General features: G+C 62.1%; 7 protein-coding genes. 3 read left to right on the top strand and 4 right to left on the bottom strand.

Features of this window, described 5'->3' with window-relative positions:
- Window positions 1-171 precede the first annotated feature (171 nt).
- The 4 genes from HG800_RS24330 to fusA all read right to left on the bottom strand — a co-directional run bounded on the left by HG800_RS24330 (window position 172) and on the right by fusA (window position 8,481).
- A complete protein-coding gene (locus HG800_RS24330) occupies window positions 172-1,887 on the bottom strand; it encodes a GspE/PulE family protein (protein WP_169980500.1) in 1,716 nt (571 codons plus the stop codon).
- 401 nt (window positions 1,888-2,288) lie between these two features.
- On the bottom strand, window positions 2,289-4,961 hold the full coding sequence (gene ppdK, locus HG800_RS24325) for a pyruvate, phosphate dikinase (RefSeq protein WP_169980498.1): 2,673 nt from the start codon (window positions 4,959-4,961) through the stop codon (window positions 2,289-2,291).
- Between the two features lie 162 nt (window positions 4,962-5,123).
- Entirely contained in the window at window positions 5,124-5,984 is an 861-nt protein-coding gene (locus HG800_RS24320; RefSeq protein WP_169980496.1) for a DUF3179 domain-containing (seleno)protein, read from the bottom strand.
- A gap of 400 nt (window positions 5,985-6,384) precedes the next feature.
- Window positions 6,385-8,481 carry an elongation factor G gene (gene fusA, locus HG800_RS24315; RefSeq protein ID WP_169980494.1) on the bottom strand — a complete coding sequence of 699 codons (2,097 nt, stop codon included), beginning with the start codon at window positions 8,479-8,481 and terminating at the stop codon, window positions 6,385-6,387.
- Between the two features lie 621 nt (window positions 8,482-9,102).
- Between fusA and HG800_RS24310 the strand changes: the two genes are divergently transcribed.
- From HG800_RS24310 to HG800_RS24300, 3 genes are all read left to right on the top strand, one after another.
- Window positions 9,103-9,900 carry a hypothetical protein gene (locus HG800_RS24310; protein ID WP_169980492.1) on the top strand — a complete coding sequence of 266 codons (798 nt, stop codon included), beginning with the start codon at window positions 9,103-9,105 and terminating at the stop codon, window positions 9,898-9,900.
- Between the two features lie 396 nt (window positions 9,901-10,296).
- On the top strand, window positions 10,297-10,845 hold the full coding sequence (locus HG800_RS24305) for an HIT family protein (protein WP_169980490.1): 549 nt from the start codon (window positions 10,297-10,299) through the stop codon (window positions 10,843-10,845).
- A 67-nt stretch (window positions 10,846-10,912) separates the two neighbouring features.
- Window positions 10,913-11,974, top strand: a complete 1,062-nt coding sequence (locus HG800_RS24300) for a PIN/TRAM domain-containing protein (protein ID WP_169980487.1) — start codon at window positions 10,913-10,915, stop codon at window positions 11,972-11,974.
- The last annotated feature ends 34 nt before the right edge of the window (window positions 11,975-12,008 follow it).

Below are 12,008 nucleotides of genomic sequence, written 5' to 3'. Positions count from 1 at the left end.
ACGGATCAAGCAACCGAACACAATTGACTCCCTCACACAACAGGCCAGAGCGAGGGTCAATCCCGTCGCAAGGGCCCGGGGGAGCCGAGGTGAACGGCGGGGAGCGGGTGTTGGCCCGCCCCAAGCGCAGGGGGAGGCGTCTGTTCGGCCTCTCCCCCGAGCCGATTCGGTTCAGGAGGAGCCGGAGACGTCGTGATGGGTGATGCGGAGGACCTCGTCGATGGTGGTGATCCCCTTGAGGGCCTTGATCATCCCGTCCTCGAAGAGTGTGCGCATCCCCTGTTTCCGAGCGAGTTTACGGATGGCCTGCGTGTTTTCGCCCTTGAAGGTCATCTCCCGGATCTGGCTGGACATATTCATCAGCTCGTAGATCGCCAGACGGCCGCGATAGCCGGTCTTGTTGCAGTACGAGCAACCCTTGCCGCGCATGAAGTTGGCCTTTGAGGCAATCTCAGGGCGAATGCCGAGGCTCTTCAGCAGGTGGGGCGGTGGCTCGTATCGGGCCCGACATTTCGGGCAGACTTTCCGCACGAGGCGCTGGGCCATGATACCGATGATCGAGCTGGCGACCAGGAACGGCTGAACACCGATATCGACCAGACGTGTCAAGGCACTGGGCGCATCGTTCGTGTGCAGTGTACTGAAAACCAAGTGTCCTGTCAGTGAGGCCTGGATGGCGGTGTTCGCCGTCTCCTCGTCTCGAATTTCGCCCACGAGCAGGATGTTGGGATTTTGCCGGAGCATGGCCCGGATGATCCGGGCGAAGGTCATTCCGATGCGGGCCTTGACCTCGCACTGGTTGATGCCGGGGAGGTAGTACTCGACCGGGTCCTCGGCGGTGATGATCTTCACGTCGGGCCGGTTCAACTCGTTGAGCGAGGCGTAGAGGGTGGTCGTCTTGCCTGACCCGGTTGGCCCGGTGACGAGGAGAATGCCGTTGGGCCGTTTGATGAGGTTCTGGTAGCGCTTGAAGTCCTCTTCGCCGAAGCCGAGGTCGCGGAGGCTGACCTTGATGTTGTCGCGGTCAAGGATCCGCATGACCATCGACTGCCCGTGGTTGGTGGGCAAGACGCTGACCCGCAGGTCGATGTCCTTGCCGGTGACGTGGACCTTGATCCGGCCGTCCTGGGGGCGTCGTTTCTCGGCGATATCGATTGAGCCCATGATCTTGAGGCGGCTCATGATCGGGCCGAGCAACCGGCGCGGGGGGCTCTCGATTTCCTGGCAGACGCCGTCGATCCGGTAGCGGATGCGGATACGGTCGGCGAAGGGTTCAATGTGGATGTCCGAGGCCCGCATCTGGACCGCTTTTTCGAGAATAAGATTGACCAGGCGGATGACCGGGGCGCTATCGTCTTCCTCGGCACCGCCGACCCCTTTGCCGGCGGCGATGTCGTCGGCATAGTCGATGGCCGTGTCGGTGAATTCCTGGAGCATCGAGTCGACCGACTCGGACTCGGTCGTGGCACCGCCGTAGTAGCGGTTGATGGCCTCGACGATGGCCTCTCGGGGGGCCAGGGCGATGCTGATTTCCCGGTTCAGGACGAAGCGAAGCTTGTCGAGCGTCTCGAAGTCCATCGGGTCATGCATGATGACCTTGATGGCGCCCCCTTCCTGGGCCAGGGGCATGACGACGTTTTCCCGGGCGAGGGATTCGGGAACGAGTTCGACGACCTGGGCCGGGATCTCGATTTCCTGGAGGTCGACGTAGTCCAGGCCGTTCTGTTCGGCCTTGGCCTTGGTGATGTCTTCGATCTCGGCGTAGCCGAGTCGCACGAGCGACTCCTCAAGGGCGTCGCCCATGCCTCGGGCTTCCTGGATCTGGTCGGCGCCGACAATCCCGCGTTTGACGAGGATGTCGGTCCAGTCCTTGGTGTGTTTGGCCATGGCGAGGGACTCCGATCGGCGGGGCGCGCAGCACGCAAAGCCACGAGAGCCGTTGCTCCCGGGCGAGGAACGAGACGAGGCAGAGGCAACTCGGAACGGTACCGTGCGAATCGGAACCAATGTTCCGGGAATCGGCCGGATCGGGTCCGGCAATGAGACATGGGAATCGATTCCAAAGGCGCGATGGGGGAATTCCCGGACGTCACACGATGATCGAGATAAAAGAGAATGGAATGGTCCGAGACTAGCATGCCGAATCGCCCAACGCAAGCATCCGACTGGCGTTCGGTGACAGGTTGGCCGATCGTGAGGTCTGGACGCGACAACGCCCCCGACCGGCCGGGGCCAATCGGGGGCGTTAGGGTGTGATCTCGGACGATTCCGATCAAGGTAGGAGTCGATCAGCGGTCTCGAGAAACGGTTGCGCCGTCGTTGATGGCGGCCTGAGCGGCGGCGAGTCGGGCGATCGGCACGCGGAAGGGGGAGCAGGAGACGTAGTCGAGCCCGACCTTGTGGCAGAACGCCACGCTGGCGGGGTCGCCGCCGTGCTCACCGCAGATGCCGATCTTCAGCGGGCCGTCCTTGGTCTTGCCCGTTGATCGCCCTTTCTGGACGCCCATGGCGACGAGCTGGCCGACGCCGGTCTCGTCGAGCGACTGGAAGGGGTCTTCGGGGAGGATCTTCTTCTCCAGGTACGAGCTCATGAACGACCGGATGTCGTCTCGGCTGTAGCCGAAGGTCATCTGGGTCAGGTCGTTGGTGCCGAAGGAGAAGAACTCGGCGTGCTCGGCGATCTTGTCGGCGGTCAGGGCAGCGCGAGGGACCTCGATCATCGTGCCGACAAGGTACTCGACGGGGGTACCGGCCTTCTCGATGGTTTGCTTGGCAACGCGATCTGTTTCCTGGCGGAGCAGGGCCATCTCCTCCACCGTGCCGACGAGGGGGATCATGATCTCAGGCAGGACCTCGATCCCCTTCTTCTTGACGGCGATGGCCGCTTCGATGATGGCGCGGACCTGCATCTCAAGGATCTCGGGGTAGCGGACGGCCAGTCGGCAGCCGCGGAAGCCGAGCATCGGGTTGAACTCATGGAGCGACTCAACGCGGTCCTTGACCTTCTGCACATCGATGCCGAGCTGGCGGGCGACTTCCTGCTGCCCGGCGTCGTCGTGCGGCAGGAACTCGTGCAAGGGCGGGTCAAGCAATCGAATCGTAACCGGCAGGCCGGCCATGGCTTCGAAGATGCCGATGAAGTCGTCGCGCTGATACGGTTCGAGCGAGTCGAGGGCCTTGCGGCGGTCGGCCTCGGTATCGGCGAGGATCATTTTGCGCATGTCGATGATGCGCTGACCCTCGAAGAACATGTGCTCCGTCCGGCAAAGGCCGATCCCCTCGGCCCCGAACTCTCGGGCCTTGGTGGAGTCCTTCGGGTTATCGGCGTTGGTCCGGATCTTGAGGGTCCGGTACTTGTCGGCCCACTCCATGAGGACGGCAAAGTCGCCGGCCATCTTGGGGGGGATGGTGGGCACCTCGCCGATCATGACGTCGCCGGTGGTGCCGTTGATGGTGAGGAAATCGCCAGCCTTGACGACCTGGCCATCAACGGTGATCTGCCCATCCTTCTCCTGGATGCGGATGGCCTCGCAGCCGACGACGCAGGGCTTGCCCCAGCCTCGGGCGACGACCGCTGCGTGGCTGGCCTTGCCGCCGGTCGAGGTGAGGATGCCGGCGGCGGCGTCCATGCCGGCAACGTCTTCGGGGCTGGTCTCCTTGCGGACGAGCAACAGCTTGACGTTCGGGTTCGCCTCACGCTGGGCGACGGCGTCTTCGGCCGTCAGCACGACCTTGCCGGAGGCGGCGCCGGGGCTGGCGGCGATGCCTCGGGCCACCGGGGTGACGCCGGCCTTCGGGTCAAGCTGGGGAAGCAGCAGGTGGTTGAGGCTATCGGGATTGACCCGCTGCACGGCGGTCTTCTCGTCGATCAGCCCTTCGTGGACCATGTCGACGGCGATCTTGACGGCGGCCGTCCCGGTGCGCTTGCCGGTCCGGGTCTGGAGCATGTAGAGGGTGCCGTCCTCGATCGTGAACTCGATATCCTGCATTTCCTTGTAATGGGATTCGAGCTTGGACCGAATCTCCATCAACTGCTTGTACACCGCAGGCATTTCGCCTTCGAGATCGGCGATGTGCTCGGGGGTCCGGATGCCAGCGACGACATCTTCCCCCTGGGCGTTGATGAGGAAGTCGCCGTAGAAGACGTTCTCGCCGGTGTTCGGGTCTCGGGTGAAGGCAACGCCGGTGCCAGAGGTATTGCCGGTGTTGCCGAAGACCATCGCCTGAACATTGACGGCGGTGCCCTTCAGGCCGGTGATCTTCTCGATCCGGCGGTACTCGATCGCCTTCTTGCCCATCCAGCTGCGGAAGACGGCTTGAACGGCCTTCCAGAGCTGTTCCATCGGGTCTTGCGGGAAGCCGGTGCCGACGTGCTTCTCATATACAGCCTTGTAGCGGCGAACCAGTTCCTTGAGGTCGTCGGCCGACAGCTCGGTGTCGAGCTTGACCCCTTTTTCGTCCTTGAGCGATTGCAGCTCGTGCTCGAAGTGCTCGTGATCGACGTTCATGACGACGGAGCCGAACATGTCGATCAAGCGGCGGTAACCGTCGTAGGCGAAGCGAGGATTGCCGGTTTTCTTGGCGAGGCCCTCGGTCGAGGCGTCGGAGAGACCAAGATTCAAAATGGTGTTCATCATGCCCGGCATCGACAGGGCGGCGCCGGAGCGGACACTGACGAGCAAGGGGTTGCTCGGATCGCCAAGTTTCGATCCGTAGGCCTCTTCCATCTTGGCCAGGGCGGCCGAGACCTGAGATTCGAGGCCGTCGGGGAAGGTTTGCCCGTTCTTGTAATAGAGGTCGCAGACTTCCGTGGTGATCGTGAAGCCCGGAGGCACGGGGATGCCGATGGCGCTCATCTCGGCGAGGTTGGCTCCCTTGCCGCCGAGCAGTTCCTTCATCTTGGCCGTGCCCTCGGCCTGTCCTGCACCAAACGAGTAAACGTGTTTCTGGGGATCGGACATCGGATGCGATGACTCCCGGTTCGCCCTGGATCGCCGGCGCCCGGGGTGCGGACCCTCACGCGAGGACCGCGACGCCGGACTCGGCGCGATTCAAGCGTAAGTCCATGAACGGGCATAGCTTATCGTGCCGATTCCGGCTCGTCAAGTCGTTCGGCGAGCGGCTCAGAGGGCGGCGGAAGCGACGGCCCGATCCGCTCCAATGAGGACCCGTCCGTCGCGGTACTGCTGGCTCCAGTCGTCCCAGCGGACCCGATGCATCCGCCCAAGGCGCTTGAGGATCCGTCCCCGGTTGGGACCGGAGAGGGAGAGGAGCCCCTGTTCCTGTTCCACCCATAAGCCCTCGGTCGAGCGGTCGTAGAGCAAGGGTTGATTCTTGTAAAAGTAGCCGGCGAACCCCATGTGAAGCCGCTGGCCATCCAGCACCGTTTCGAAGATTGAGGAACCCTTGGCCGGTGGTTTCGCATAGAGGATCAAGAGGGGAGTTCCGTCGATCTCATCATTGACGACCAGAACCTTATCGAGCACCAGGATCGGGTACGCACAGGCCTGACCATCGAGCAGCATGGCCTCGACCTCGTGATGATCGGGGATTCTCTCGGAGATGGGACCGCCACCAACCTCGACGAGGGGCAGGTCGATTCCCCGAAACAGGTCTCGGCCAATTGAGTTGCTTAACTGGTTTTGGTCGAGATCTGTGGGCTGGGTGTTGAACCAGCGGTGGCCCTGTTCCGAGTGCCAGCCGGCCCAGAGCTGCGCGTGTTGCCCCTCGACCCGGTAGCAGTTCCCAGGAGGCTGAGCCGAGGACGGATTCGGACTGATGCCGACATAGCCGATGACGGAGTTCGTGTCCATCACGGTCAGTTCGCGCCGCAGGGCCTTCACCTCGTCCCAGAGGGAAGGGCCCTGGTAGAGAAGGAACCCGAACAGGGCGACAAATCCGCAGAGCACCACCCCTCGGGGAGCAGGTTTGGTGCGATGCCCCGAGGCGGACGACTCGATCGGCGGCTGGGAATGGCTTGACATGATGCGGCTCCGCGGTCGGGAGAGGCGGGAATGCCTGGAGATCTCCTGAGAAGACGGGCAACAGACCCGGGACCGAGCAGGGGCAGCGTGACGGTTGCTCGGGAAGAGCGCCTTGGTGTGGTTATGTGAGGCGAGGCCGCCGTGTGTCAAGGAGTTGCGCAACACGGTGTGGAAGAATCTACACACGGGAATGCATGTCGCTCGCAATCAGATCCGCCACGACCGCTTGCGTGCAAAGGGGCGGGATGAGAGCTCAGCGCCCTGGGGACCTGGAGGCAAAACGCACGCCGGGCCTGACCCTCATTCACTGGAGAGGGTCAGGCCCGGTGTGGTGGAATGCGTCAGTCAAGCGAGGGGCAGCACCAAGTCCTTCGCAATCAGTCAGGAAGGAGCCTGGCGATCAGGCCTTGGCCATGGTCTTGGCGTCTTCCTGGGCCTTCTTGATGATCTCGTCCTGAAGGCTGGCGGGCACCCGCTGGTACTTGTAGAACTCCATGCTGAAGGTGCCTTTGCCCTGCGTCATGGAGCGGAGGTCATTGGAGTAGCCGAACATGGCGGAGAGAGGAACTTCGGCGTAGATCACCACGAAGCCCTCGCGGGCCTCGGTGTTGGTGATGATCCCCCGCTTGGAAGAGACCTGGCCAGAGACGGGGCCCTGGAACTCGATTGGGCACTCAACCTCAACCTTCATGATCGGTTCGAGCAAGACGGGGTCCGCCTTGCGGAAGGTTTCTCGGAAGGCGTCGAAGGCGCAGATCTCGAAGGCCATGGCCGAGGAGTCGACGTCGTGATAGGCACCGTCGTCCAGCGCCATCTTCACGCCGATGACCTCGTAGCCGGCCAGCGGACCCTTGACCAGGCCACGGCGGAAGCCCTTTTCGATGGACGGGATATATTCGCCGGGGATACGGCCGCCGGTGATATTGTTCTCGAACTCGAACGGCTCTTCGAAGGGCTCGACCAGAGGGATCAGCTTGCCGACGACCTTGCCGTACTGACCCGAGCCGCCGGTCTGCTTCTTGTGAACATAGCTGTACGGAGTTTCCTTGGTGGGAGCCTCCCGGTAGCTGACCTTCGGCTGGCCGATGGTGCAGTCGACCTTGTACTCGCGGCGGATCCGCTCGACGTAAATTTCCAGGTGCAACTCGCCCATGCCGGAGATGATCGTCTCACCGGTTTCATGGTCCACGTGCACGCGGAAGGTCGGGTCTTCCCGCATGAAGCGGTTCAAGGCCTTCGAAAGCTTGTCGTAGTCGGCCCGCTTGTTCGGGGTGATCGACAGGTCGATCACTGGCTCGGCGGCGTAGATGCTTTCGAGGGAGTAGTTGATCCCCTCGGAGCAGAACGTGTCGCCGGTTGCGCAGTCGATGCCCATGACGGCGACGATATCACCGGCGCCGGCAGACTCGATGTCCTCGCGCTCGTCAGAGTGCACTCGGAGGATCCGGCTCACTCTGGCCCGTTTGCTGGATCGGGTGTTGTAGTAGAACTCCCCCTTCTTGAGGGTGCCCTGATAGATCCGCATGTAGGTGACCTGGCCGAACGGCTCCTCGACGAGCTTGAAGGCCATGGCGACCAGGGGCTCGTTGTCGTCGGGCTTCAGGATAACCTCGGACTGCTCGTTGAGGTTGTCCCGGGCTTTCACGTCGCGGTCGAGGGGGCTGGGCAGGAAGTTGGTGATCGCGTCGAGCAAGGGCTGGATCCCCTTGTTCTTGTAAGCGGTCCCCATCAGCACCGGGGCGATCTGCTGGGCGATGGTCGCCTCACGAATGATTTTCAGGACCAGTTCCAGCGGCGGCTCTTCCTCTTCCAGAAGGATGGTCATCAGCTCGTCGGAGTAGAGCGAGAGGGCCTCAAGCATGCCCTGTCGGCGCTGCTTGGCCACTTCGATCAGACCGTCGGGGATCGACTCGCGGCGGACGATCTCTCCCTTCTCGCCGTCGAAGTAGACGGCCTCCATCGAGAGCAGGTCGACGACCCCTTCAAAGTTCATTTCCAGGCCGATCGGGATCTGCAGCGGCACGGCGGTCAGGCCGAGCTTCTGCTCGACGGTCTCGATGACCTTCTGGGGGTTGGCGCCGGTGCGGTCGATCTTGTTGATGAAGACGAGGCGGGGAACGCCGTACCGCTTCATCTGACGGTCGACGGTCAAAGTCTGGGACTGAACCCCCTCGACCGCGGTGACGACGAGGATGGCGCCGTCGAGCACGCGGAGCGAACGCTCGACCTCGACGGTGAAGTCGACGTGGCCGGGCGTGTCGATGATGTTGATCTTGTGATCTTTCCAGGCCACCGTCGTGGCGGCCGAGGTGATCGTGATGCCCCGTTCCTTCTCCAACTCCATGTGGTCCATCTTGGCGCCGTCGCCGCCGCCACGGACGTCTTCGATCTTGTGGATCTTGCCGGCGTAGAACAGGACCCGCTCGGTCAAGGTGGTCTTGCCGGAGTCGATGTGGGCCGAGATACCGATATTGCGCAGGTCGCGGAGATTATCCATGGGCCGGTGACGCCTCTGCATCGAGGGGAAGCAAGCCCCTCAACAGAACTAAAAGGAAAAAAAGAGAGGGAAAGATCAGCCGGATCGACGGGAGACCGCCACCCCGTAGCACCTCAATAATTCGGACGCGCGAGCAGGTGATTGTGCCACGACGCGATGACCGACAAGGCGATCATTCCATGTTAAGGACCGCGCGTGTCAGGCGTGTGAAGGGGGCGTGCAGGTCTGGTGAGTGTACAGAGCACCTATTCTAGCGATCGTAGCAATTCGGTCAAGCAGTTCAATGCGGTTCCCTGACCCCAGAGGGTCATTGCGGGCGTCTGAGCGGGTGTTCCTGAAGGTCCTGATGCCGTGACCGAGGGGGTGGGAACCCCGGGTGAGGTTCGAATGAGCGGTGAGCTCCGGGATCGGGAAAATTCGGTAGGGCAGCGGAAATGTTCCGGCGGCGTAACCGAATCGCTTGGTGCGGCGGTAGGACCTCTTATTGTTCGTCCGGAGGAAGGATTACCTGTGTTATCGGAATCATTTTGACACCGGGCGTGACTCCCGTTAATTTCCCTGACACTTGTCCGAGTCAAGCGTGATGGAGCGGATGCGTTGTCGATCGAGAGGGGCGAGCCCATGATCACGAACCAGATCGGGCTGGGCGCGCGAGGGGATCGAGCGTTCGCCGGTGGTGCGGGGCATGGGTGGTTTCTCCTCCTGCCGGGCGTTCCTCAGTGGCGGCGGGGAGAGCGGTCGAGGGGGTTGGTCATCCTTGGCTGGTACTGGTCTGCGGTCATGGTGGCGGGGTTTGGCTGGGGATCGATGATTGGCGCGATGCTGCTGGGAGCAGCGTTTCTCGCACACTGCGCATCGGTGGCCGATGAGGTTCGCCAGTCGGCCTTTCCGGGGTTTGGGTCGTGGGCCCCCTGGTTCTCAGCGGCGGTGGGCCTGGGGGTTGTCGGCTATGTTCCGGGGCTTCTTGTCGCCCTGACGCTGGCGTATCCGGCCTGGACGAAGGACGGAGGCTATCTGGTCAATCGTCGGGCCTACGAGCAGCAGGCTCCGGCTCCCGGACAATGGGTCTGGCTGGACCGGCAGACTTCCGCGTCCTCGATCGACAGGCCAAAGGGGATGGCGAGGGTGGTTGCCGTGGCAGGCCAGGTTGTTTCCTGGTCCAACGGGGGAATCTTGATTGACGGTCGCAAGCCCGTTGTCGATTCGGAGGGCTTGTTGCTGACGCCCAGGACTCAGGGGCGATTCGAGGTTCCTGAGCGAGCCCTGCTGGTGGTTTGCGAAGGGCCTCGTTCACGTCAGGGGTCGTGGCAGCAGGAAATTCTGTCTTCGAGTCGACTGGAACTGGTTCCGACGGATTGGGTGATTGGGCGGCCCTGGGCCTGCTCGTACCCCATCTGGAAACGTCGGTTGATCGGTTAGAGTGGTTATCGATTGAGCGGAGCGGCTCGCCGGGAAATGTGGGACAGGCACCTCGAAGACTCGGAGCCAGTCCCCATTTCCCTGACCCTTCACAGGCAAACGGAAACCGCACTAGACCGGTGCGCAACGGGGGGCATTCAGGTCAACGAACCGCTTCACAATCCGAGCGTTCGGGAAGACGATGGTCTCGGGGAACTCCTGGACGCGTGAAGGGGGTGTTACAAACGACTCGAACCGGCGGTCGACTGCCTCGAACCGGGGAACGTTCACCTTCGAAAAAAAGACGAAAGCGTCCGACCTTGTGGGCTGAAGTGTTGGTATAGTTGATGGTTGCCCGATTCCGGCCACATTCGGTCTGGAGGGTTCGAGCCGAGACCTGGGGCGGATCGATCACCGATGCAACAACTCTGGGCTCCCTGGCGGGCACAGTATATTGAGCAGGGCCAGACTCCGGAGGGTCAGGCGGCCGCCTGTTTCCTTTGCCGAGGGTTGGAGCAGCAGGACGATCGAACTCATCTGCTGGTCTGGAGGCGTTCCCACTCGGCGGTTTACTTGAACCGTTACCCGTACAATAATGGGCACCTCTTGGTCGCTCCCCGATCGCATCGAGGGCAGCTGGGTGAACTCCAGGGCGCGGAGCTGCTGGAACCGGTCGAGACGATTCGGCTGATGATCGGTGTCCTCGACCGCATCTTTCGTCCTGACGGATACAATGTGGGATTGAATCAAGGACGATCGGCCGGGGCGGGTTTACCCGGTCATCTTCACTGGCATATCGTCCCTCGATGGGATGGTGACACGAACTTTATGCCTGTCCTCGGGCAGACGAAGGTCATTATCCAGGGGCTTGTGGAGCTGTACGATCGCCTGGTTGCGGAGTTGAACCGTGACCGGATGATTGAGGGAACCGCCGGATCGGCCCGACGGTCTTCTGAGGACTTCTGATGATCATGCGAGATGGAAGACGAACAAACGGGCGTCGGGCAACTGATTGCCTCGGAGAAATCGGATCATGATGTTGGTGGCGATTCGAGCAGTCTTCATCCTGGTGGCCGGCGGTCTGGCGGCGCGGTTGGCCACGCTCGCAGGTGGACCTCCGTGGGCTCCCGCGGTGCTTTTCCCGATAGTCATGGGTGCCGCGGCCGTTGTGGTGGTGATCGACGTTCTTACCCCTCGCAAGCGGATTCAGACCATCTCGGCCGTGTATTTCGGTTTGATTGTCGGCCTGATTCTCAGCTATTTCTTGCAACTCGCCCTGCAGCCGACGATCGACATGTTTGGGGGGGGGCTCGCCACGGAGATTGTTCAGGCGGTCTTCGCCCTGGGCACGGTGGCCATTTGCTACATCTGCGTCAGTACCTTGCTTCAGACGAAGGACGACTTCCGGTTCGTGATTCCTTACATGGAGTTCTCGAAGGAGGTCAAAGGGGCCTGTCCATTGGTGCTCGACACCTCGGTCATCATCGACGGACGAATCGCCGATGTGGCCGAGGCCCGGGTCCTGGATCAACCGCTCGTGATCCCTCAGTTCGTGCTTCAAGAGTTGCAGGGAATTGCTGACAGCTCGGACAAACTTCGGCGGAACCGGGGTCGCCGAGGGCTGGACATCCTCAATCGGCTGCAGAAATCGCCCGAGGTGGAGATCCGGATCTTCGACACCGAGCTGCCCGAACTGGCCGGCATCCGCGAGGTGGATCAGCGGTTGGTCGTTCTGGCGAAGCATCTCGACGGCAAGGTGGTCACAAATGACTACAATCTGAACAAAATCGCTCGGCTTCAGGGGGTTGATGTCATCAACCTCAATGACCTGGCCAATGCCCTGAAGCCGGTCGTCTTGCCGGGCGAGGCACTGGCCGTGAAGCTGATCAAGCGCGGCGAGGAGGCGGGGCAGGGGGTAGGCTACCTTGATGACGGCACGATGGTTGTGGCCGAGCAGGGCTCAGGGCATCTGGGTGAGATGGTTCGGATCACCGTGACCAGCGTCTTGCAGACCAGTGCCGGCCGCATGATCTTTGGACGAATGGAAGGAGTGGCTTCGGGACAAGGTCACGGAGCCCATCGAGCCGGGCATTGATCGATCACCGAGAGCGTTGCTCTGCCTGAGGACT

Source organism: Tautonia rosea (genome assembly GCF_012958305.1).
GTDB lineage: Bacteria > Planctomycetota > Planctomycetia > Isosphaerales > Isosphaeraceae > Tautonia > Tautonia rosea.
This window is presented reverse-complemented; position numbering and strand designations above follow the sequence as displayed.